Origin of the sequence: Providencia sp. PROV032, from assembly GCF_028484875.1 — a bacterium.
In the GTDB taxonomy this organism is placed as follows: Bacteria; Pseudomonadota; Gammaproteobacteria; order Enterobacterales; family Enterobacteriaceae; genus Providencia; species Providencia rettgeri_E.
The window spans coordinates 305,272-327,809 of the sequence record NZ_JAMPSX010000003.1 but is presented as its reverse complement, the minus strand read 5'-3'; the positions used below and the strand labels follow the sequence as shown (position 1 = coordinate 327,809).

The 22,538-nt window shown below is 38.4% G+C and carries 22 protein-coding genes; 16 read left to right on the top strand and 6 right to left on the bottom strand.

The genetic code is table 11. The features are described 5' to 3' along the window. Nucleotides 1-10: 10 nt before the first annotated feature. The gene (locus tag PSF42_RS02840; RefSeq protein WP_272679428.1) at nt 11-469 is read left to right on the top strand and encodes a GNAT family N-acetyltransferase; all 459 of its coding nucleotides are present in this window, start codon (nt 11-13) and stop codon (nt 467-469) included. Between the two features lie 234 nt (nt 470-703). Further along, nucleotides 704-2,302 carry an ABC-F family ATPase gene (locus PSF42_RS02835; RefSeq protein WP_125893362.1) on the top strand — a complete coding sequence of 533 codons (1,599 nt, stop codon included), beginning with the start codon at nt 704-706 and terminating at the stop codon, nt 2,300-2,302. A gap of 66 nt (nt 2,303-2,368) precedes the next feature. Here the strand turns inward: PSF42_RS02835 and PSF42_RS02830 are convergent, their stop codons facing one another. The 3 genes from PSF42_RS02830 to moeA form a co-directional block, all read right to left on the bottom strand. Then, a complete protein-coding gene (locus tag PSF42_RS02830) occupies nt 2,369-2,704 on the bottom strand; it encodes a zinc ribbon domain-containing protein YjdM (RefSeq protein WP_004909208.1) in 336 nt (111 codons plus the stop codon). Between the two features lie 207 nt (nt 2,705-2,911). Next, the gene (moeB, locus tag PSF42_RS02825; protein WP_213913454.1) at nt 2,912-3,664 is read right to left on the bottom strand and encodes a molybdopterin-synthase adenylyltransferase MoeB; all 753 of its coding nucleotides are present in this window, start codon (nt 3,662-3,664) and stop codon (nt 2,912-2,914) included. Between the two features lie 5 nt (nt 3,665-3,669). Beyond that, nucleotides 3,670-4,911 carry a molybdopterin molybdotransferase MoeA gene (moeA, locus tag PSF42_RS02820; RefSeq protein WP_125893358.1) on the bottom strand — a complete coding sequence of 414 codons (1,242 nt, stop codon included), beginning with the start codon at nt 4,909-4,911 and terminating at the stop codon, nt 3,670-3,672. A 449-nt stretch (nt 4,912-5,360) separates the two neighbouring features. Here moeA and folE point away from each other — a divergent pair, with 449 nt between their 5' ends. Then, nucleotides 5,361-6,020: a GTP cyclohydrolase I FolE gene (gene folE / locus PSF42_RS02815; RefSeq protein WP_272679407.1), complete on the top strand. Its 660-nt coding sequence runs from the start codon at nt 5,361-5,363 to the stop codon at nt 6,018-6,020. A 3-nt stretch (nt 6,021-6,023) separates the two neighbouring features. After that, the gene (yeiB, locus tag PSF42_RS02810) at nt 6,024-7,169 is read left to right on the top strand and encodes a DUF418 domain-containing protein YeiB (RefSeq protein ID WP_272679406.1); all 1,146 of its coding nucleotides are present in this window, start codon (nt 6,024-6,026) and stop codon (nt 7,167-7,169) included. A 20-nt stretch (nt 7,170-7,189) separates the two neighbouring features. Here the strand turns inward: yeiB and sanA are convergent, their stop codons facing one another. Continuing rightward, the gene (sanA, locus tag PSF42_RS02805; protein ID WP_125893354.1) at nt 7,190-7,894 is read right to left on the bottom strand and encodes an outer membrane permeability protein SanA; all 705 of its coding nucleotides are present in this window, start codon (nt 7,892-7,894) and stop codon (nt 7,190-7,192) included. A gap of 367 nt (nt 7,895-8,261) precedes the next feature. Between sanA and PSF42_RS02800 the strand changes: the two genes are divergently transcribed. The 5 genes from PSF42_RS02800 to PSF42_RS02780 all read left to right on the top strand — a co-directional run bounded on the left by PSF42_RS02800 (nt 8,262) and on the right by PSF42_RS02780 (nt 13,095). Next, nucleotides 8,262-8,957, top strand: a complete 696-nt coding sequence (locus tag PSF42_RS02800; RefSeq protein ID WP_213913456.1) for a carbohydrate-binding family 9-like protein — start codon at nt 8,262-8,264, stop codon at nt 8,955-8,957. Between the two features lie 166 nt (nt 8,958-9,123). Further along, the gene (murQ, locus tag PSF42_RS02795) at nt 9,124-10,044 is read left to right on the top strand and encodes an N-acetylmuramic acid 6-phosphate etherase (RefSeq protein WP_272679405.1); all 921 of its coding nucleotides are present in this window, start codon (nt 9,124-9,126) and stop codon (nt 10,042-10,044) included. 56 nt (nt 10,045-10,100) lie between these two features. Next, a complete protein-coding gene (locus PSF42_RS02790; protein WP_272679404.1) occupies nt 10,101-11,339 on the top strand; it encodes a PTS transporter subunit EIIC in 1,239 nt (412 codons plus the stop codon). A 128-nt stretch (nt 11,340-11,467) separates the two neighbouring features. Beyond that, nucleotides 11,468-12,313, top strand: a complete 846-nt coding sequence (locus PSF42_RS02785) for a MurR/RpiR family transcriptional regulator (RefSeq protein WP_125893346.1) — start codon at nt 11,468-11,470, stop codon at nt 12,311-12,313. Next, entirely contained in the window at nt 12,313-13,095 is a 783-nt protein-coding gene (locus PSF42_RS02780) for a sulfite exporter TauE/SafE family protein (protein ID WP_213913460.1), read from the top strand. Before PSF42_RS02785 ends, PSF42_RS02780 begins: the two co-directional genes overlap by 1 nt. A 66-nt stretch (nt 13,096-13,161) precedes the next feature. Here PSF42_RS02780 and PSF42_RS02775 read toward each other — a convergent pair whose 3' ends face one another. Continuing rightward, on the bottom strand, nt 13,162-14,043 hold the full coding sequence (locus PSF42_RS02775) for a rhomboid family intramembrane serine protease (protein WP_102138391.1): 882 nt from the start codon (nt 14,041-14,043) through the stop codon (nt 13,162-13,164). Between the two features lie 162 nt (nt 14,044-14,205). Beyond that, nucleotides 14,206-15,903 carry an NAD-dependent malic enzyme gene (locus PSF42_RS02770; protein WP_248467851.1) on the bottom strand — a complete coding sequence of 566 codons (1,698 nt, stop codon included), beginning with the start codon at nt 15,901-15,903 and terminating at the stop codon, nt 14,206-14,208. 428 nt (nt 15,904-16,331) lie between these two features. Between PSF42_RS02770 and PSF42_RS02765 the strand changes: the two genes are divergently transcribed. The 7 genes from PSF42_RS02765 to PSF42_RS02735 all read left to right on the top strand — a co-directional run bounded on the left by PSF42_RS02765 (nt 16,332) and on the right by PSF42_RS02735 (nt 22,483). Continuing rightward, nucleotides 16,332-16,955: a hypothetical protein gene (locus tag PSF42_RS02765; protein WP_272679402.1), complete on the top strand. Its 624-nt coding sequence runs from the start codon at nt 16,332-16,334 to the stop codon at nt 16,953-16,955. 59 nt (nt 16,956-17,014) lie between these two features. Continuing rightward, entirely contained in the window at nt 17,015-17,713 is a 699-nt protein-coding gene (locus PSF42_RS02760) for a hypothetical protein (RefSeq protein ID WP_272679401.1), read from the top strand. 143 nt (nt 17,714-17,856) lie between these two features. After that, nucleotides 17,857-18,606, top strand: a complete 750-nt coding sequence (locus tag PSF42_RS02755) for a hypothetical protein (RefSeq protein WP_272679400.1) — start codon at nt 17,857-17,859, stop codon at nt 18,604-18,606. Beyond that, a complete protein-coding gene (locus PSF42_RS02750; protein ID WP_213913466.1) occupies nt 18,599-18,742 on the top strand; it encodes a hypothetical protein in 144 nt (47 codons plus the stop codon). The genes PSF42_RS02755 and PSF42_RS02750 overlap by 8 nt, the downstream gene beginning before the upstream one ends. A gap of 31 nt (nt 18,743-18,773) precedes the next feature. Next, on the top strand, nt 18,774-19,496 hold the full coding sequence (locus tag PSF42_RS02745) for a hypothetical protein (protein ID WP_210852897.1): 723 nt from the start codon (nt 18,774-18,776) through the stop codon (nt 19,494-19,496). A 142-nt stretch (nt 19,497-19,638) separates the two neighbouring features. Beyond that, entirely contained in the window at nt 19,639-20,355 is a 717-nt protein-coding gene (locus PSF42_RS02740) for a hypothetical protein (protein ID WP_272679399.1), read from the top strand. Nucleotides 20,356-20,368: 13 nt separating this feature from the next. Continuing rightward, nucleotides 20,369-22,483, top strand: a complete 2,115-nt coding sequence (locus PSF42_RS02735; RefSeq protein WP_272679398.1) for a hypothetical protein — start codon at nt 20,369-20,371, stop codon at nt 22,481-22,483. Nucleotides 22,484-22,538: the final 55 nt, after the last annotated feature.

The window sequence follows — 22,538 nt, the reverse complement described above, 5'->3', positions numbered from 1 at the left end:
GGAATGCATGCTGATAAGGGAAGCTATTAAAAGTGATGTAGAATCCATTTTATCGCTTTACCAAATTTTGTTTTCGGAAATGGCACTGCTTGACCCTGAGCGCTTACAACCTGCAGAGCAGGCTGGGGAATTTATTGAAAATGCGATTATCGATGATAAATTTTATTTGTTAGTTGCTGAATTTAACGGTGAGATTAAAGGTTTTTGCATCGCGCAACAACAAGTTTCAGATCCTTATAACTGCATTGTTCCTCGAAATTTTGGTTATATTTTTGACTTAGTGGTTGACCCCAATTTCCGTGGTGAAAAAGCAGGGCAAAAATTACTCGATGGCATGAAAGCATGGGCGAAGAGTAGGCAGTTTAGCCACTTGGAGCTGTCGGTATTAGCGCAAAATCGTAAAGCCATTAAGTTTTATGAACGAGAAGGGCTAACAGAAATCAGCCGTACTATGGGGATCACGCTTTAGTTAGGCATTTAGTCAGCCTTTCCTTCCGTGTTAATCAATTTGCTGAAAAGAGCACAAGATCTAAGCGGCGTAATATGGCATAATGCGCCGCTATTTATACCTGTCGTACTCTAATGACCATGCATGGAATGTATTTCGCTGCTCAAATCACTATTTTGGGTTGTTTTGCACGCCGCAGTCATGGGCCTCTAATCATCGCAGGCTATTTTACACCGTTTAATTTAAGGCATAGCAGTGTTAACAACGAACAATATCACTATGCAGTTTGGCAGTAAGCCACTGTTTGAAAACATTTCAGTTAAATTTGGCACAGGCAACCGTTATGGTTTGATCGGCGCAAATGGCGCGGGTAAATCCACATTTATGAAGATCTTAGGGGGAGATTTAACCCCTACAGCTGGAAATGTGAGCACGACTGATCCAAATGAGCGTATTGGTAAACTTCGCCAAGATCAGTTCGCATTTGAAGAATTTACCGTACTTGATACCGTGATTATGGGTCATAGCGAGCTGTGGGACGTCAAACAAGAGCGCGATAGAATCTACGCCTTACCTGAAATGAGCGAAGAAGACGGCTACCGAGTGGCTGATCTCGAGGTCGCTTATGGTGAAATGGACGGTTATAGCGCGGAAGCTCGTGCCGGTGAATTATTGTTGGGTGTAGGTATTCCTGTCGAACAACACTATGGGCCGATGAGTGAAGTTGCACCTGGCTGGAAACTGCGTGTACTGTTGGCACAGGCCCTATTTTCTGATCCAGATATTTTATTACTCGATGAGCCGACGAACAACTTGGATATCGATACGATTCGTTGGTTAGAGCAAGTGCTGAACGATCGTAACTGCACTATGATCATTATTTCCCATGATAGGCACTTTTTGAATACCGTATGTACGCACATGGCTGACCTAGATTACGGTGAATTGCGTTTGTTCACAGGTAACTATGATGAATATATGATTGCGGCAACCCAAGCGCGTGAGCGCCTATTATCGGATAACGCGAAGAAAAAAGCGCAAATTGCTGAGTTACAGTCTTTCGTTAGCCGCTTTAGCGCGAATGCCTCTAAGTCGAAACAAGCGACTTCTCGTGCACGTCAAATTGATAAAATTCAATTGGATGAGGTGAAAGCGTCTAGCCGTCAAAACCCATTCATTCGTTTTGAACAAGAGAAAAAATTGTTCCGAAATGCACTTGAATTAGAAGCAGTGACCAATGGTTATGATCAAGGGCCATTATTCAAAAACGTCAATTTATTACTGGAAGTTGGCGAAAAAATGGCGGTTATTGGTGCTAATGGTATCGGTAAAACGACATTCTTAAAAACGTTGGTGGGCGAGCAGCCTGCAACGAGCGGAATGGTTAAATGGTCAGAAAACAGTAACATTGGTTACTATGCCCAAGACCACGCAGAAGATTTTGAAACAGATTTAACCGTGTTTGACTGGATGAGTCAGTGGAAAAATGAAGGGGATGACGAGCAAGCGGTGCGCAGTATTTTAGGCCGTTTACTGTTTTCTCAAGATGACATTAAAAAGAAAGTTAAAGTGTTATCCGGTGGTGAACAAGGGCGTATGTTATTTGGCAAGTTAATGATGCAACAGCCAAATATTTTGATTATGGATGAACCAACCAACCACTTGGATATGGAATCCATCGAGTCATTAAACTTAGCCCTCGAATTATACAAAGGAACGTTAATTTTCGTTTCCCATGACCGTGAGTTTGTTAGCTCGTTAGCGAGCCGTATTTTAGAAATCAAAGAAGATAAAGTAATTGATTTCAAAGGTAGTTATGATGAATACCTGACAAGCCAAGGTGTCGTTCTTTAAATCTGGTTTTTGGATGAAAAACAAAAAGCCCTCAATTTTGAGGGCTTTTTAATGGGCGAAGTAAACTTAGTTTTTCTTCACAAACTCAGATTTCAATTTCATTTGACCGAAACCATCAATCTTACAGTCGATATTGTGGTCGCCCTCGACCAAACGGATACCTTTAACGCGGGTACCGATTTTTAGCATTGAAGAGCTACCTTTGACTTTGAGATCTTTAATCACGGTGATGGTATCGCCATCAGCTAGCAGGTTGCCATTGGCATCTTTTACAATCAATTCATCAATATCAGCTACAGGCTCGGCATCATTCCATTCATGCGCGCACTCAGGGCAGATATACATATCGTTATCAGTATAGGTGTATTCAGACTGGCATTTCGGGCAAGGAGGGAATTGCATATTCATACTCTCAGTAACTTTATCAAAAGAATAAACAGTGGTGATATTTAAACCATCAAGCACCACAAAAGAGAGATAGTATAAGGTGAAAGGACAATTAAATTATTTTTTCGGATTATTCTTAATTTTGATATGGTGAAAATAGGTAAAAGGCGAGAAAACCTCGCCTGAATGATGAAAAAGTCAACTTGCTCGAAAATTTAGCCGTTAGCCTTTAGCACAGACTTCACAATGGGGGTCTTTGCTAAGTTTAAATTGGCGAAAATCCATGGTCATTGCATCAAATAACAATACTTTTCCTGAGTTAACTTTCCCATAATTAGCTAATAATTTAATGGTTTCCATCGCTTCTAGCGTACCAATCGTACCGACTAAAGGGGACATAACCCCTGCTTCCACACAAGTTAAGTTATTTTCACCAAATAAACGGCTTAAACAGTGATAACAAGGGGTGCTTTCTTCATAAGTGAAAACAGATAATTGCCCTTCCATACGGATGGCTGCACCTGAAACCAATGGTTTTTTCCGTGGTAAACATAAGCGATTGAGCTGTTCACGAATGGCGACGTTATCGGTGCAGTCTAAGATCACATCATGATGTGCGATTAATTCATCAAGTTGCACATCATCTAGCTGTGCATTGACGGTGTCAATTTGAATGTGTGGGTTAATGGCAGCAAGTTGTGTTTTCGCAGAATCAACTTTTGGTATATCAATGGTTGCATCACGATGCAACACTTGCCGTTGCAAGTTAGATAATGACACGGTGTCGAAATCCACCAATGTCAGGTGACCGACACCCGCAGCGGCAAGGTATTGCGTTGCTGCGCAGCCTAAACCGCCGAGGCCAATAACCAGCACTTTACCAGCTTTAAGTTTTTCTTGCCCATCGAAATCAAACCCACGGAGGATGATTTGACGGTTATACCGCAACATTTCCAGATCGCTAAGCTCTTGCACAGTTATTATTCACTTTTTAATAAATAGTTAAACATTTCGACTTCAACCATTTCACCGGCTTCAACACGCCCACGCTCTCGTTCAAGGACAATAAAGCAGTTAGCTAAACTAAATGAACTAAACACGTGTGAGCCTTGGTGGCCCGTTGTGGCGACTTGCAACTGCCCTTGTTCATTGGTACTTAGAATGCCACGTTGAAAATCTAAACGTCCTGGGCTTTTCTTCAACGCAGTAGTAACTGGAACCTTAAAGCGTAACGGAGCGCGCCATTGGCTGTGCCCTGAAAGGCGAGCAATCAGCGGTTGAACCAATTGGTAGAAGGTGAGCGCCGCGGAAACGGGGTTCCCCGGTAGACCACAAAACCAAGCGTCACTCAGCTTGCCAAATGCAAAGGGTTTTCCTGGTTTTATAGCTAACTTCCAAAAACCAATGGTGCCTAATTCATCCAAAATTTGTTTGGTATAGTCGGCTTCACCCACGGAAACGCCACCACTACTGATCACTAAATCAGCGTGTTGGTTAGCTTCGATAAAGGTTTGTTTGAGTTTTTCTGGCGAGTCCGGTATCACACCTAAATCGAGTACTTCGCAGTTAAGTTTTTCCAGCATCAGACGGACAGTAAAGCGGTTAGTATCATAAATTTGCCCATCTGCTAAAGGAAGGCCGACCGCTTGCAGTTCATCACCCGTTGAAAAAACGGCAACTTTAAGGCGACGATATACGGTGACATCTGCAATACCTAGTGAAGCAATTAAAGGCAACTGAGCGGTCGTTAATAAAGTGCCAGTAGAGAATACCGCACTACCTTGGGCAATATCTTCTCCTGCTTTACGAATATTACTGCCTTGTTTAATGGGCTGGGTGAATACAATACCTTGTTCAGTTTGCTCTGTAGACTCTTGCATCACAACGGTGTCCACACCTTGAGGAATGGGTGCGCCTGTCATAATACGCACGCAGCAACCTGCTTTGAGTTCGCCTTCCATTGGGTTGCCCGCAAAAGATTTACCCGCTACAGGCATTGGTGTTTTACCATCCCAGTCGGCAAAACGTAAGCCATAACCATCCATCGCAGAATTATCAAATGGCGGAACATTGATAGGGGAAATTAGGTCTGTCGCAATGATGCGCTGTGCAGAGGAGGTCAGTGGAATGATTTCGGTATCTGTGACGGTTTTCGTTTGAGATAGTAATTTTTCCAATGCAACATCTAGAGAAATCAAATCGTTAGTATGACACTGATCCATAAATAATGACCCTCATTATTGTTATCTGCCTTGAGGCTTTAAAATGTGTTCGTAATGCATATTATGGCAGAAATCCATTAATGGGTGAATGAATAGAAATTGATTACAGATAGCTTTTGGTCAGATTTAACCAAGAAGGTGGCATTATTACAGGCAAAATTATGCACAGAATGGTTAATGCTTAGGTTATTTATTGTGTTACTTATTGGCGGGTTATTGGTTTCTCACCATTCAAGGTTAAAGGATTGATAAAAAATGTGCTACAAATCACGTTATATAAGGTGTAAAACCGTTTAAAGAAAGTATTCATTGAGTGAATGAATCGCAGGGTTAAATGCAATTATTTCACGGCAATTATCTATGTTGTGCTGGATTATCTGTACCTGCTGTTTTAGAGTACCGCACACCTGCATTTTATAAAAATAGTTATACCATTTGTGGAGGATCACATGTCATCTCTGAGTAAAGAGGCCGAATTAGTTCATGCCGCGCTGGAGGCTAGAGGCTTAGAAACGCCTTTACGTATCCAGCCAAAGTCAGGCGACGAACGTAAGAAACTGATTGAAGGGCACATGACAGAGATCATGACGCTGCTAAATTTGGATTTAACCGATGACAGTTTAGCTGATACCCCTCGTCGTATCGCAAAAATGTATGTTGATGAAATTTTTTCAGGACTTGATTACGCAAACTTTCCAAAAATCACTTTAATTGAAAATAAAATGAAAGTGGATGAAATGGTCACTGTGCGTGATATTACGCTAACAAGTACCTGTGAACACCATTTTGTTACGATTGATGGAAAGGCTACGGTTGCCTATATTCCAAAAGACAAAGTGATTGGTTTATCGAAAATTAATCGCATTGTGCAATTTTTCTCACAGCGCCCACAAGTGCAAGAACGCTTAACGCAACAAATTTTGGTTGCTTTGCAAACATTATTAGGAACAACAAATGTGGCAATTTGTATAGATGCGGTGCATTATTGCGTGAAAGCACGTGGTATTCGCGACGCGACAAGTGCAACAACAACAACGTCACTTGGTGGGTTATTTAAATCAAGCCAAAATACACGGCAAGAATTTTTGCGTGCAGTTCGTCACTTATAATTTATGACAGCAACGACACCGTCAAGCCGCATTGACCAACTTGACGCTGTTCGTGGTATAGCAATTTTAGGTATTCTTTTAATGAATATTTTTGCTTTTGCTTTACCACAAACAGCGTATTTAAACCCTTATTATACCAATACAACATCCGATTCAGAGGCCTATCTCTGGGGTGTTTTCAATGTCCTTTTTCAAGGTAAAGTTCTCGCGATTTTTTCAATCCTATTTGGAGCAACACTTGCTTTATTACAGTCTCGCTCTCTTCGTTGGAACCGGTGCCGTTTATCTGTTTTAGCCCTATTCGGGGTGATCCATGGGGTTGGATTTTGGGATGGTGATATTCTGTTGGCTTATGCATTAACCGGCTTGTTGGTAACCTATTTGCTTAATCAATATGATGATGGTTTTTTATTGAAAATAGCACTATCAATCTATTTGATTGGGTTAGCTATCTTGCTCATGTTGGGGAGTAGCGTGGACCCTTCCGGTTTTTGGCAAGCCTCGGATGAGCAACTGGCATTTGAATATGCGATGCATACCTCGGGGGGAATGGATGGCATGCTTTATCGTGCGTCAGAGATGCTAAAAATGGTTGAAATGTTGGTTATCCAATATGGCTGGCAATTAGCGGCATTGATGATTATTGGCGCACTATTAATGAAAAGTGGTTGGTTGCAAGGGCAATTTAGCGCTCAACACTATCGTAAAACAGCCTACATATTTATCTTGCCATCGATATTAGTCCAAATATTTTCGCTATACATGCAAAGCCAATTTAATTGGAGTTATTTTTCAACGTCGATCATTGGTTACATTATTAATGAACTAGTTATTCCATTCCAATCTTTAGGATATATCGCTTTGGTATATGGTTTTTGGGAAAAAATCACAAATAGCAAGGTAATCCATGGACTGCAATATGTGGGGCGGATGGCGCTGAGTAATTATATTTTGCAAACGCTAATTTGCACCACACTGTTTTACCAATTAGGCTATTTTAGTCAATTTACACGGCTTGAATTAATTGTTTTGGTTCCCATTATTTGGGGAATAAATATATTGTTTTCTTATTATTGGTTGATATTTTTCAGGCAAGGCCCACTTGAATGGTGTTGGCGCAAATTAACAGTGAAGTTAATAGGTAGATGAGTATTCATCCACCTATATATCTACTTCAATTTATTGACTTCATCCGGTGAAACCGCCGGATAGCCTTTAATTCCAGCAGGCATTTTAATCGGGGCTGGGATTGATTCTTGTTCACCTAAAAATTTAGGTTCCCGTTTTAAGATATATAAATCTGCTAAAGCGCCTAGCCGTGCAAACACTTCACGCACTCTCACTTTATACATCCCAGAAGGTGTCGGAACCGCTAAACATTGTGCATCAATGCCTTTATGTTTGGCGATAAAGACCGCTCGTTCACAATGAAAACGCTGGGTAATAATCGTAAAATTATCGGTATCAAACACTTTTTTCGTGCGTACTACGGAGTCTAATGTCCTAAAGCCAGCAAAATCGAGCACAATTTTAGAGGCTGGAACCCCTTCTTTAATTAAATCTTTGCGCATGTTGATTGGCTCATTGTAATTATGAGCCCCATTATCACCACTGAGGAGCAAATATTTCACTTTTCCACTGTGGTATGCCTCAGCCGCACCTTTAATGCGATAGGTATAATAGAGGTTATTAACTCCAGAGGCATAATATTTGGATGTACCAAGTACCATCCCGACATCGCGCGCAGGCAATTTTTCTACATCTTCATAGATATAGGGGGCGGTATCCCAGCTTATCCAGCGATCAAGCAACATTATGGTCGTAAATGCGATCCCTGCAAGAATAATAAGACCAAAAAACAGACGTTTCCTCATGTCCTAGCCTTGATAATAAAGAGTCATAATCCGAAATTGTTAGCCTCAGTAGACCTGTGTCTCTAGGCTACTTGACTTAAATTAGTGACGCAAGTCGCGTAACGTAAAGTCATGTCAATGTCTACACACTAATCAAAGTTGACTAATATTAAGCCTAATAATTGAGTCAAAATTAATCAGACATTGGATGAAAAAGATAAATCACGTTCTCATCAAAGAGTGAGTCGCTTCACATCATGGTAGTTTTTATGGAATGAAGCTATATATTATGAAATTTTAATTCTATATTTTTATTTTGAAGTGAAATATTGTTTCTTTGGCGGATTTTTGTGGATAGCAGATCTTTAATTAGATAGGTGAGGAAAGTATGAAACTAACGACATTATTAGCCGTGAGCGCTGTATTTGTTACCGCGGGTGTGGCGGCGAAAGAGTACCAAATCAATCATACCGCTCAGTTAAAATCACTCGATGATGCGACTAAAAGTACGGAAGTTTGGGAAAAAGCAGAGGTATTAACCGATTTTACTTACCCATGGGAAAAGGAAGCAGCTCCTAAAACAGATTTTCGCGCTTTATGGAGTGATGACGCATTATATTTCCGCTTTATTGCAGACGATAAAGATATTCAGTTAGGTGATAACCCAGATAAAGACCAAGCGGTGTTAGATTCTGACCGAGTCGAACTCTTTTTTGCGACTAGCCCTGAATTAAAGCCTTATTACACGGCTGAAATGGACCCGAAAGGGCGTACTTTCGATGCAAAAGCTAATTATTACCGTGAAGTTGATCCAAGTTGGAACTGGGAGACATTACAAACCGTGGGTGAAATAACGCCAAATGGTTATGTATTAACGGGAAAAATTGATTTGGATGAATTTACCAAACTCAATTTATGGCAAGACGCGGACAAGCAGACACTAATGTGTGCCATTTTGCGTGGAGAGTTCAGCGCGGGTGAACCTAAGCAAGTGCGTAAATGGATTAGCTGGATCAAACCTGATTCCGTTAAACCTGATTTTCACATCCCATCCGCCTTCGGAACCTGTAAGTTCGTAAAATAGCATTATCGCCGGTGGCTTTTGTCACCGGTATTTTTCAATACAAACCTATTATTGTGAGAAAGATCATAACCCGCAATTAAGTTGTACAAAATTGCAGTGATTTAAATTGAAATAAAAATTCATTTAATGTATTTTTTAGTGAAATTAAATTTCATTAGGGGGTTGAATGTCTCTAGCCAAAAATACTCTGAGTGACTGTCTACACAATGAATTCAATCAGGAAACGCAGCAGTTTTCACGTTTGGATACGCTATCGATGGTGAACGTCATTAACCAAGCTGATAGCACGGTTGCAGGTGCCATTCAGGCTGTGCTACCTGCGATTGCTCAAGTGGTTGACGCTGTTGCTGAGTGCTTAAAGCAAGGTGGACGCTTGTTTTACATTGGCGCGGGTACTAGCGGTAGGTTAGCCGTATTAGATAGTGCAGAATGCCCACCCACATTTGGCACTTCACCTGAAATGGTGCAATCGATTATTGCGGGTGGCCAAGATGCCATGCTAAACGCGGTTGAAAATATTGAGGATTCAGTAGAGTCAGCGATTGAAGAGCTAAAAAAACGCCAACTCTGTGCCAAAGATGTCGTGGTGGGTATTGCAGCCAGCGGACGCACACCATTTACCTTAGCAGGTATTGAATATGCCAATGAAATCGGTGCGTTAACGGTGGCGATTACTACGCGAGGCCGAGGGCTAGTCAGCGAAGTAGCTAAATTGGCGATTGCCCCCGATGTTGGCCCTGAAGTGTTATCAGGTTCGACTCGCATGAAAAGCGGTACTGCGCAAAAAATGATTTTAGGCATGCTAAGTACTTGTGTGATGGGGAGATTAGGTCGTATTCATACTAATTTAATGGTTGATGTTGTTGCGAGTAATATCAAATTACTGCGCCGCGCAGAACGGATTGTAAGTGAGGTCTGCGGTATTGATGAACACACCGCAGCAGGGTTATTGGCACAAGTGGATTATCATCCACGACGCGCAATTTTAATGCATGAGCTACAAATTAATGCACAGCAAGCGACGGATATCGTTCAACAACATCCAAATACCACCTTGGATAGCATGTTAGCAATTACCGTTAAGTAATGGGATAGCATGTTGAAGAGCGGGTTTATTGGCTCAGTCAACACCGGGGGAATAATATGGCTAATAAGATAGAACATCTGGATGTACTCGCCAGAGAAATAGAAAAATATGCGGGCGGCTTTGATAACGTGGCAACATTAACGCATTGTATGACGCGTATCCGTTTAGTTTTAAAAGATAATAGCAAATTCGATGCTGAGGCCTTGAAGCAAATTGAAGGCGTAAAAGGCGTGATTTTCAATGGTGAACAACAACAAGTGATTGTTGGGATGGGCACGGCAGCGAAAGTCTTTTCGCTGATGAACAAACGAATGCAAGGTAGCACCTCTACGGCAACAGAGAGCGTAGCACAGGCAGAGAAAAAAGCGTTTTCAATTCGTCGTACTTTAAATACGTTAGCGGCTATATTTGTCCCAACCATTCCAGCTTTGATTGGTTGTGGTTTGATTATGGGGTTAATCAATATCGTCCGCTTGGTTGCTCCGGGGGTTGTCGACCAATTCCCTGAGTTATTTAAGTTATTAAAATTGATTGGTAGTGCAGTCTTTGTTTATCTTTCAATTATGATTGGGGTGAATACCGCGAAAGAGCTTGGTGCTTCCACCTCAATTGGTGCGGTCATGGCTGGGCTACTTTCGATGCCAGGTCTGGCGGATATCACCTTATTTGGTTCGAAATTAGTCCCAGGTAGTGGGGGGATTTTTGCGGTACTGATGGTAGTCGTTTTCTCTTCTAAATTTGAAGTGTGGTTTAGAAGTATCATTAAAGAAAGCCTAGATCTTATCGTGACGCCATTTGTGACCATTTTAGTCTCTGCGATGGTCGCAATTGTGGTGTTCCAACCTGCGGGGCATTACTTAAACCAAATTTTAGCGCAAGGGGTTTCTGTTGCACTGTTAAACAGCGGTGGTGCCGCCGTGGCGACGGGCGGTATTTTAGGCGGTAGTTTCTTATTCTTATTATTAACGGGTTTACACCAAGGCTTGATCCCAATTCATGCTGAAATTTTACAAACCTTTGGCCTGAATTACTTGTTCCCAATTTTAGCTATGGGTGGAATGGGGCAAGTGGGTTCATGTTTCTGGGTTTATTTAAAAACCAAAAACCAACGTTTGAAGAAAACCTTAGTCGGTGCGTTACCTGTGGGTATTTTTGGTGTCGGCGAACCGTTATTATTCGGTGTGTCATTACCATTAGGAAAACCATTCATTGCAGGTTGTATTGGTGGCGCGGCTGGCGGGGCATCTTCCATGTCGGGATCATCATTCCTTTTGGTACTGCTGGGTTATCATTAATTCCATTAGTGGGTGATGGCCAAATCTTGGATTTCTTAATTGCAGTTGCGGGTGCATGGATTGTCGGGTTCATTGCCAGTATGATAATAGGCTTCACTGATCCAGAAAAATAATTAGAAGGAAAAGCCATGTCGACACTGACGGTAAAACTGGAAAGCATGCAGACACGCGGTAAAGGCACAGAACAACGTATTGCCACATTTTTGCTGGATAATCGCGAAAGCCTTATCGCGATGAATGCAGCGGAATTGGCACAGGCGGCTGGGGTCAGTAGTGCATCTGTTATCCGCTTTTCACGCCAAATGGGGTACCGTGGCTATCCTGAATTTAAAGTCGATTATTTGTCGGATGAGAAGCAACACAAAGCAGAAAGTTTATACGGTAATCTGAGTCGTCACGATGATACTTCTCAGATTATCGCCAAAACAGGGCAAATGTTTATTTCGGCTATTGAAAAATCACTGGATTTACTTGAGCCCTCTGTCGTAGATACCATCGCGCAAAAAATGTTTCAGGCCAAACGTATCGTGCTGTTTGGTGTCGGGTCTTCAGCCATTGTCGCCAGCGATATTTTCCATAAATTAGTTCGCATTAATAAACACGCACTGTTTAGTTATGATTTGCATGTTCAGCTCAGTTATTCGGCAAATTTGGGGCCGGAAGACCTTGCAATTGCGGTAACAGCGCGTGGAAATACTCAAGAAATCAATAGTATGCTTCGAGCTGCAAAAGAAACAGGTTGCTCGACAGTCGCACTGACGCGGTTTGGTCAAGATGAAGCGATAAAGTTAGCGGACTTCGCCTTGCCTTATTTTTATGATGAGCAACATTCCCAATTAGGCATCATCACCCCACAAGTATTACAGATGATTACTTTCGATACATTATTTTTTAAATACCTCACGTTAGCAGATAGTGATGCAAATGAAGCATTACAAAAAGGGCGACGCGCACTGATACAAGGCAAGAGTTAATGATTGTAACGGAGTTAGCGATAGGTGCACTTATTGGGCTGATTATTAGCACAACGGGTGTCGGTGGTGGTGTGATTGTATTACCGATACTGACCTATTTTTTTGGGCTAAATGCACTAGCAGCAGTCGCCACGGCCAATTTCCTTTCGATGCTAATGAAGGTTTCTTCTTCTTATATGCATTTTCGCTTAGGCAATATCCCCTTTAAAGGAGCGCTCATTGTATTAGCGATTATGTTGCCGAGCACCTTTCTCTCAAGTCTGTTTGTGACATGGCTGGGGGGATTACCGGGGTACGAAAAACAAGTCGAGTGGGGTATTAACCTGTTAGTGGCTGCTGCCATTATATTTTCGCTCTATTTATTTGTTCAGCGAATGTTTTTTGTTTCGATCATCAAACAAGAAGCGGCAAAAGGAGATCAGCTAAAATCCATGGCTGTGCCAGCTGTTCTAGCGGGTGTTGTACTTGGTGCAACTGGAGTTGGTGGTGGGGTGGTTGTTCTCCCTATGTTGCTGCGCTATATGCAACTGAATATTAAACAAGCAATTGGCACATCGATTTTTGTAACAACTGTGTTGTCTGGCTCTTCTGCTTTGGCCTATGCGCAAGACGGTTATACCGATTTAAAATTGGCGCTGATACTGTGTGCGGGGGCATTGATTGTGATGCCATTAGCTAAATATTTACTGATCCGTTTATCTGAACGCACCTTTCAATACATTACATTGTTATTAATCACCTGCAGTGCGGTAATGATGACAATGAATTTATTCACTTTCTAGATTTACGCGTCCTATTATTGGCGGTATCAATAATAGGACTGCTCTCTTACCAAAAAACGGTATTTTTTATCGCTGATTAAGTTCTTTTGCCATTTCTTGGTAAATAAACTGGCGCTCATAGTTTAGGTCTTCGTCTTGTAAGGAAGAAAACTGGCTGAGTGTCATGGCCAGTAAGGTGGCAGCTATAAGTACAATTAAGCCACTAGAAAGCAGTTTTGCCCGAAATGTTGCTTGTGGCGCAAGCACAAAAGCACCGCTAATAACCGCACCAAGTACAGCGCCACCAATATGAGCAGCGTTATCAATACCTGACTGCAAACCATTGATGAGAGTTAGTGCAATCATCCCAATAATATTATATAGCGGGCGTTTTAATTGGTTGCGTTCTTCAAGAGAGAGACTCGGGTTATTAATTCTTTTTAATAAATCAATTACAGAAGCGGCAGCTAACCCCATAATAGCGCCAGATGCGCCAATACCCACGGTAATATATACCGTGTTATCAGGTAAATATAAACTATTCCACGCATTCATTGATGCTCGGTTCGCTACTGCATTAATGGCTTCACTGTATTGCCAATAAGCACTAAAAAATGCCGCGCCAATACCTGAAAATAGGTATATCGCGAGCATCCTAAATTTTCCATAGGTACGTTCGCATTCAATCCCAATAACAAACAAAGCCAACGTATTCAAAGCAAGGTGCATACCACCTGAGTGCAATACCATACTGACTGGATAGCGCCACCAATCCCCCGTTAATGAAAGTTGGTAAACATTGGCACCAAATAACAATAAGTTATTTTCTTGGGAATCGAGTGGGGCGGCATAATTGAGCTGGTAAAAATAAACAACAATATTCAGCGCTGCAATAAAAAGTGTTAGAGCTATTGCCCATAGGGAAAACTTAGGTTTCTGTGGAATAGCAGCATTGAGGTCGCCAGTCATGTCAATATCCTATTAATCAGTCATGGTCGTTATCTTAAATAAGTGATTTGTTTAGCGCAATTTATCATTATCTGAGAATGCAGATATCATTCTGTCGGGGGGGGAACATAAAAAAACAAAAAAGGAGCTCTAAAGAGCCCCTTTCGATGGAATCACGTGTGATTAAAACGAAGTCCGTTTATAAGTACGGTACTCAGGCTTCCAGAAATTACGTTCAATGGCTTCATCAAGAGCGCTATCCGATGTGACGGTTGCCACACCTTGAACTTGTGCTTCTTTGGCAACTTGTTTAGCAATAATGCGAGAAACATCTTGGATATCAGATAGCAGAGGCAATAGCGCACCTTCACCATTTTTAGCAAGAGGTGAACAGCTGGCGAGAGCGCGGCTGGCGGCCATTAACATGCCATCAGTAACGCGTTTAGCACCAGAGGCGATCACACCAAGACCGATACCCGGGAAGATATAGGAGTTGTTACATTGTGCAATTGGGAACACTTGGTCTTTGTAAGATACTGGGCTAAATGGACTGCCTGTTGCGACCAATGCTTTGCCATCAGTCCAATTGATAATATCTTCAGGGCGAGCTTCAACACGTGACGTTGGGTTAGATAACGGCATCACGATAGGGCGTTCACAGTGTTTATGCATCTCTTTAATGATTTCTTCTGTGAATAACCCAGCTTGGCCAGACACACCAATTAATATGGTTGGTTTGGCATTACGAACCACATCTAATAGTGAAATTGAGTCACTGTTAACATCCCAGCTAGCTAAATTCTCACTGTTTTGGGTTAACTTAGCTTGGAAGTCGAGTAAATTAGGCAGTTTATCGGTTAATAAACCAAAGCGGTCAACCATATAAATGCGTGAACGCGCTTCTTCGTCGCTCAAACCTTCAGATTTCATCTGGGCGATGATTTGTTCTGCAATACCGCAACCTGCGGAACCGGCACCCAAGAAAGTCACGCGTTGGTCACTTAGCTTACTGCCTGCGGCATGGCTGGCGGCAATTAAACTACCTAATGCAACCGATGCGGTGCCTTGAATATCATCATTGAAACAGCATAGCTCATCACGGTAACGGGTTAATAAAGGCATCGCATTTTTCTGAGCGAAATCTTCAAATTGTAATAATACGTTTGGCCAGCGGCGTTTAACTGCCTGAACAAATTCATCAATGAACTCGTTGTATTCATCACCCGTAATACGTGGGTGACGCCATCCCATATACAGAGGGTCATTCAGACGCTGTGGGTTGTTGGTTCCTACATCAATAACAATAGGCAAAGTATAAGCAGGGCTGATACCCCCACAAGCGGTATAGAGAGAGAGTTTCCCAATTGGGATACCCATACCGCCGATACCTTGGTCACCAAGGCCTAAAATACGTTCGCCATCGGTAACAACAATCACTTTCACATTTTGTTTGGTGGCGTTTTGTAGCATGTCGTCGATATATTCACGGTTTGGATAAGAAATAAATAAACCACGTGCACGACGATAAATGTCAGAGAAATGCTCACAAGCTTCACCCACGGTTGGGGTATAGATAATTGGCATTACTTCTGTCAGGTGGGCATCTATAAGGCGATAAAATAAGGTTTCGTTGGTATCTTGAATATTTCGCAAATAAATATGTTTATCAATATCTGATTTAAAATCAATTAATTGGCGGTAGGCACGTTCAACTTGTTCTTCGATGGTTTCTACTTGTTCAGGAAGTAAACCATGCAAGTTAAAATTTGCACGCTCTTCTTCGGTGAAGGCGCTTCCTTTATTCAGCAAAGGGAATTCAAGCAAAATTGGGCCAGCGTAGGGTATATAGAGAGGGCGTTTTGTTTCGTACTCATGTTCCATGAAATATCACTCTTCGGACGATTAATCAACAAAGTCAGGGTAGATCCTAAGCTAAACAGCAAATATGTACAGTAAATAATGATAAAAAAGCGTTAAAAAATTTACTGAAAAATATTGTGCATATGATAAGGAGTTTAAGCGCGAAAGGAAATGAAAGCCGATAACGGCATACGCATTACGGTAGGTAGATCACGCTTAGTCAAATGACGAATGTCTCATCGCTATTTTTACGTTTTCAAACGTTAGTTTAGCTTTGTAGCAGGTTCAATTTTTTCATGTTTTTTTCTTATTTTTAGCTAGTTACAAAGAGAAAAAACGGATTCACTGTAAGTTAAATTATATTTTCAAATATCATATATTGCTGCAACTTTTAAATTTATATAGGTTAAAAACTTATTTTTATATTTCAATGTTTATTAAGGAATATTATGTGGCTAATTAATGGCACGTTAAGAGATAAGCGTATTTATATATTACTTATTATGGCATTTCTAGGAGGAATGAATCATTCAAGAGCAGACTATAACCCAATCGAAACACTAAGGAATATTGATGGCTATTTTTATGAAAACAAATATGGTTCATCAATTTTTGGTCGAGTTATAACAGATTATTTTTATTTGGTGATGAAAGAAAAAAACAAAACAATCAATAAAACATTGATAGACAAAATAAATTATGACCATGCATTAGAAATGCTTCAAGTATTGAAGCGAAAAGCGAAGAAACAGAGTACAGGTGAAAAAGTCTCTCATGATATGACTTATAAAGAAGCCGATGAAATACACTATCTGGTTATGTTGCGTAATAAAATACCGGAAGAAGCTTGGGTTTTAGGTGTGGCATTTTCTGTATTAGATAAAAAAGAAAAAGAACATTATTGGCAAAAAATTATGGCAGCTTCCGGAGACCGTGGCCATGAATTATCGGTAATATACAGCTTGATGAAAGTGATGTTAGAAAAGGAAAAGAAGGCGACTAAGAAACAAAAAGTTATTATTAATAAATGGTATGAACGTATGAGTAAAATATTGGCTTCTGCTAAATCATAGTTTTCATTTAAATGGTTTTTATAATTAAATGTTATATAAGTATCAAGGTGCCAATTATTATGAAATTATATTTTTGTTTGATTCTACCATTATTGTTATTCTCCTGCATTGTTAATGGCGAGAACCGCTCCGGTTTTGTTTGTGGGCAGTTTAATAAGAATATTATAGAAATTCCTAGCGAGTATGTTTTTTTATTTGCTGAATATGAAGGGTATAGTTATTTTGACCCAAGGTTTATTGAAAATAAAAAAGGGTGTGAGGCTAATTTTAGAATTCTGCCAATGAGGATGTCATGGCCAGATTTAAAGCCATTTAGTGAAGTCAGCCATGATGTTAAAATGATAGAAGTCTATGTTGAGCCATTAAATAGTGACCCTGAAAAATATTTCAGTCATAAAAAAAATATATACCTAAATATGGGGAGGCTTAAAAGAAAGGGTGAACTATATTATGATGAGGAATTAGAACTTTATTTTAATGAGGTTTCTATTGAGTTTAAACATATTAATGGTAATAAAGTGGATGTCAATATAATAAAGTATGGTTACTATTGGGATGAAGATAATGGTGAAGTCAATGTTTTAATGGAGTGTTCATGGAGACAGTTAGATGATAGTTATCGGCGTTGTAAATTATTATCATTAATGCCTGAGTTTGGTCTTAAATATAGTGTTTCATTTGAGTTTTCAAATCTTGTTAATTGGGACGCTATTCAAGACAAGGTCAGACTATTTTTATCTGAATATATTAAAAATTAGGAACTAAAAATATGAATGGTCGTGATCGTAGGCAGGGAGACTTAGAATTAATATCAATAGATTTATCTAATGTTGCCCGAATTTTAATAGTTAGTAAAAATCCAGAGCTTATGTATGGTTAGTTTATTTTAATAGGTGTAAGTATGAGATTTGAACTAATAATTAGTTATATAATTAAATTTACAGTTAATTGTCTTATGCTATTAAGCGCAATAAATAGTTACGCTGATAATCGTCCAGGTTTTGTCTGTGGTCAGTTTAACGGCACGGTTATAGAAGTTCCTGAAAAGTATGCTTTTTCATTTGCTGAATATGAAGGGTATAGCTATTTTGATCCAAGGTTTATTGAAAATAAAGAAGGATGTGATGCTAATTTTAGAGAATTAACATTAATAACGCATTGGCCTTATATGACAAGTGTTGATCCCCAAAAAAAAATTCATCTTGAAATAGATGAAAAAACAATAAAAATTATATTGAGGCCAATTGGAAAGAAAGATTACTCATTGACACAAAAAATGAGTAATTATTTAAATGCATCATATTTAGGAAAGAGAAGTCATATATTATATGACGATGATTCTGACCTTCAATATGTTGAATATTTTGATGATTATAACGTATCTGAAAGGTTATATAGTGGAAAAAAAACTCAAAAGAAAAGATCTTTTTTTTGGTTCGAAAAAGAAAATGAAGTTATTGCTATCTTAGAATGCTTATGGCTACCATTGGAAAATAAATATTCAAGTTGTAATATGAGTTTTTCAATATTAGAAAAAGGTATACTTGCAGAGATTAGATTTGGTTTTGATAAGTATAATCAATGGAGGGATATAATGAATGAAGTTAAGGTTTTTGTCTTCGGTTTTATTAAGGATGAATATTATGAGTAAAGGTATGGCTAGTTTTTCAATTAATTATAATGATATCGCAAGTTTAAATGTTATTTTATTAGAAAGTAAATTTGCAAATTCTATGGGCGAAGAAAATGTTTCAAGTATACCTAGTGAGGATATTTTTATAATTTAAAATATATTGATTTATTTAAACAGGTGCAAGTATGAAATTTGAAATGATAATTAATTATCTAATTAAATTTACAGTTAATTGTCTTGTTTTATTGATTTCCATAAATAGTTTCGCTGATAATCGCCCCGGTTTTGTCTGTGGGCAGTTTAATAAGAATATTATAGAAGTTCCTGGCGAGTATGTTTTTCCATTTGCTGAATATGAAGGGTATAGCTATTTTGACCCAAGGTTTATTGAAAATAAAAAAGGGTGTGAGGCTAATTTTAGAGTGCTGCCAATGCGAATGTCTTGGTCTGATTTGAAACCATCTAATGAGGTAAGTAATGATGTTAAAATTATAGAGGTTTATGCTGAACCATTAAAAGGAAACCCTGAAAAATATTTGAGTTATAGAAAACACGTGTATTTAGATATGGGGTACCTCAAAAGAAAGGGGGAGTTATATTATGATGAAGAGTTGGATCTTTATTTTACTGAAGTGACTGTAACAATACGAAGAAGTATTGGTCATAAAGATGATATGTATTTTAATAAAAAAGGATATTATTGGAAGGAAATTAATAATGAAGTGATTTTTTTAATTGAGTGTGAATGGTTACCAATTGATGAGAAGTATCATAAGTGTTTTCAATATTTTTTGATTCCAGAAATAGGAACTAAGGTTAAATTTTATTTTGATGCTAAAGAATTATCTAATAGCAATATAATGAGGGAAAAAATACGAATTTTTTTACTCGACCATGTTAAAAATTAGGAACTAAAATATGAATGGTCGTGATCGTAGGCAGGGAGACTTAGAATTAATATCAATAGATTTATCTAATGTTACCCGAATTTTAATAGTTAGTAAAAATCCAGAGCTTATGTATGATTAGTTTATTTTAATAGGTGTAAGTATGAGATTTGAACTAATAATTAGTTATCTAATTAAAATTACAGTTAATTGTCTTATGCTATTAAGCGCAATAAATAGTTACGCTGATAATCGTCCCGGTTTTGTCTGTGGGCAGTTTAATGGGAATATTGTAGAAGTACCTCTAGAATATATTGACTTTATCGCTGAGTATGAGGGGTATAGTTATTTTGACCGTAGAGCAGTTAACAATAAAACAGGGTGCAATGCTAACTTCACTGTATTACCTTTAAGAATGACATGGCCGGAAATGAAACCCGTCGATAGAATGGGGTTAGACAAAAATATAGAGGAAATAAAAATAGCAGTAAAACCAATGACAGATAATATGACAACAATGAATAAATTTAGGGATAATGCAATAAACAGTGGTTATTTTGGTACAAGAAGTGATGTTTATTATGATGATGAACTTGATCTCTACTTTGTTGAGTACTTAAGGGAAAATGCAATAACGTATAAAGGGAAAAATTATCAAGATAAAACTCGAGTGTATTGGTCTGAAAATAAAAATGAAGTAATAAGTGTAATTAAATGTCACTGGCTGACTTTAAAAGGAGGTTATCATCGATGTGATATAAATGGGCGTATCCCAGAAATTGATGCTTATTTTCAAATAGATATCAATTGGAATAAGATTCATCAGTGGGAAAAAATTTTGTTAAAATCAAAAGGGTTTGTAATAACTCAACTTAAATAGAAAAGGAGTTTCAATGTCAAATAATACAAAATACAGTGCGAGTAGGGTGTTTACAAAAAATGATCTTACTATGATAAAAAAATTATTAAGGAAAGATAAAAATCCTAAGGAAATGTATCAGTATCTAGCGAATAAAGGTGATCGGTATGCTTTATTTGCTGGAGTGAGTGGTAGTGAATCAGGTTTTTGGGGGAAATATACGTTATACACTCCGAGTGAAGAACTATTGTTAAATAATGAGAAAATAAAATCAGAGGAATTTAGAAATATAAATTTTAGACTAGCTGATGAATATTTAAAATTACTGGAAAGTAAACTCAATGAATCAGGTGGTGAAATTGTTGAAATATTGGACATTAATCATGAAGAATTGATTTTAATTAATACTAAAGCTTGCTCTAAAAGTAGGTTCAGCATTGATAACTGGTATTTACATGCAGTATTTGAATCACTCTCACCAAAGGAAAGGCAAGGTTTCTGGACTCATAGATTAAACTCTAGTACAGAGTTCAAGGAGCAAATAAATCATCATTATAAGGCATTTGATATGATGATTAAAAAATATATCTCAAGTAATGGTTCTGAAAAAGAGATGTTAAAGTCATGGCTAACGAATAATTTTTATATTTCAATGTATAAGGAATTAAGTGATTCACAAAATAATGAGCTTGATAAGATAAGAAGCTCTGAATCAGAATTATCTACTTTAATGATGGATGTGATTGGTCGCATAAAAACAAACGAAAAAATGCTAGGTGATGTCGTTCCGTGGGTATTTCATGAAGTTGATGCTGATGAAGTATTAACTCAAGATGCCATTTCATCAATAAAAAGTGAGGTAGGTATCTTATTTTGGGAAAGCAAAGAAGAAAAGTTAAAATTTTTAATTAATGAAATCAGTGTAAATAGGCATAATCGCAGGAAGAAACGCGCTGCCTTATTTGATGTGAATGAACAGGATAAATTTGAGTTGCATTTAAAGGATGTGCAGGATGTATGTAAAAAATTAGAGGATAAAAAAGATCCTCAAATTTTATATAACTATTTAGAAGCAAATAATGAACGGTATGGTGTGATCCCCAATGGACTTGTTAGAGGTGACTCGTCTGCAGGAAAAATGGCAACAAATTTCTTAGTTGAAAAAGCAAGAGAACATGGAGTTATATTAAATTACACTGATTTGAAAAACATACAGCTTAAAATAGCAATTAAAACTTGTGATCTATTACTTGATAAATTCGAGTATAATAATACTAAAGTTTTGAATGAAAGAATGAATATTATTGAAGTTAAAAAAATACATGATGATTCACTTTCTGATTTTAATTTACCTAAAGATGCCTGGACATTATCAATTCCACTACAGATTATCCCTATTGAAAAACATAATGAAATTTATGATGAAATGATATCAAATTCAGGAAGTAATAAACAACAGGTTGAGTTTGGGCTTTATTTAACCGATGAGATGCTGACTGAGATAATAAGAAACCCATCTAAAGAAAAAATTGATTTATTTCTTGATTGGGTTAATACCGTATCCACAGTGGGTAATATAAAAGAAGCGGGGACTGTTTTTGGTGATTATTTTGTAGAAAGTGGAATAACACTCAAGGAAGATATAGCAGCTTACGTGAACGAATTAAAAAAAGTTATCCCTAAAAGCGATTTAGATATTTATGGGGTTGAGAGCAAAATATCGCAAACCAAAACCCAGCCTATCAATCAAGGAGCGCCATCAACACCTCCAATTAAGTATCCACACAATATGGTAGATAAATCGATATTGGAAAGCACTTATCCAAAATCCGAACCGAATAGACAATTAGCACCTCGTACAACAAACCTACTTGATAGGTTTAAGGATAATGAAACACCAACAAATTATTATCTAGAACGCCCGAGTGTTGTTCTTCCGGGAACTTCCGGATTTAAAGACTTCCTTACAGATAGCATAAGAAATAACCATCATTTTGAAGATATGATTGGCCAGTTAAGAGACAATATGTCATCAATGAACAATTCAATGGACTCATTTGATGATAAATACTCAATACCCTCAATGCCAAGTATACCTGAATTTAGTTATAGTGGTTATTCTTCTGGAGGATCTTTTAGTTTTAATTAATATTTAAAAAGTCCGCTTATAATAAAATAAATTATTTTAATTACTAGTAATCGAA

Coding starts and splice junctions, on each gene's coding strand:
- yeiB (WP_272679406.1), top strand. CDS start 6,024: ATGACAGCAACGACACCGTCAAGCCGCATTGACCAACTTGACGCTGTT.
- PSF42_RS02770 (WP_248467851.1), bottom strand. CDS start 15,903: ATGGAACATGAGTACGAAACAAAACGCCCTCTCTATATACCCTACGCT.
- PSF42_RS02785 (WP_125893346.1), top strand. CDS start 11,468: ATGTCGACACTGACGGTAAAACTGGAAAGCATGCAGACACGCGGTAAA.
- murQ (WP_272679405.1), top strand. CDS start 9,124: ATGTCTCTAGCCAAAAATACTCTGAGTGACTGTCTACACAATGAATTC.
- moeA (WP_125893358.1), bottom strand. CDS start 4,911: ATGGATCAGTGTCATACTAACGATTTGATTTCTCTAGATGTTGCATTG.
- PSF42_RS02760 (WP_272679401.1), top strand. CDS start 17,015: ATGAAATTATATTTTTGTTTGATTCTACCATTATTGTTATTCTCCTGC.
- PSF42_RS02745 (WP_210852897.1), top strand. CDS start 18,774: ATGAAATTTGAAATGATAATTAATTATCTAATTAAATTTACAGTTAAT.
- PSF42_RS02755 (WP_272679400.1), top strand. CDS start 17,857: ATGAGATTTGAACTAATAATTAGTTATATAATTAAATTTACAGTTAAT.
- PSF42_RS02740 (WP_272679399.1), top strand. CDS start 19,639: ATGAGATTTGAACTAATAATTAGTTATCTAATTAAAATTACAGTTAAT.
- PSF42_RS02775 (WP_102138391.1), bottom strand. CDS start 14,043: ATGACTGGCGACCTCAATGCTGCTATTCCACAGAAACCTAAGTTTTCC.
- PSF42_RS02790 (WP_272679404.1), top strand. CDS start 10,101: ATGGCTAATAAGATAGAACATCTGGATGTACTCGCCAGAGAAATAGAA.
- PSF42_RS02800 (WP_213913456.1), top strand. CDS start 8,262: ATGAAACTAACGACATTATTAGCCGTGAGCGCTGTATTTGTTACCGCG.
- sanA (WP_125893354.1), bottom strand. CDS start 7,894: ATGAGGAAACGTCTGTTTTTTGGTCTTATTATTCTTGCAGGGATCGCA.
- PSF42_RS02830 (WP_004909208.1), bottom strand. CDS start 2,704: ATGCAATTCCCTCCTTGCCCGAAATGCCAGTCTGAATACACCTATACT.
- folE (WP_272679407.1), top strand. CDS start 5,361: ATGTCATCTCTGAGTAAAGAGGCCGAATTAGTTCATGCCGCGCTGGAG.
- PSF42_RS02780 (WP_213913460.1), top strand. CDS start 12,313: ATGATTGTAACGGAGTTAGCGATAGGTGCACTTATTGGGCTGATTATT.
- PSF42_RS02735 (WP_272679398.1), top strand. CDS start 20,369: ATGTCAAATAATACAAAATACAGTGCGAGTAGGGTGTTTACAAAAAAT.
- PSF42_RS02750 (WP_213913466.1), top strand. CDS start 18,599: ATGAGTAAAGGTATGGCTAGTTTTTCAATTAATTATAATGATATCGCA.
- PSF42_RS02765 (WP_272679402.1), top strand. CDS start 16,332: ATGTGGCTAATTAATGGCACGTTAAGAGATAAGCGTATTTATATATTA.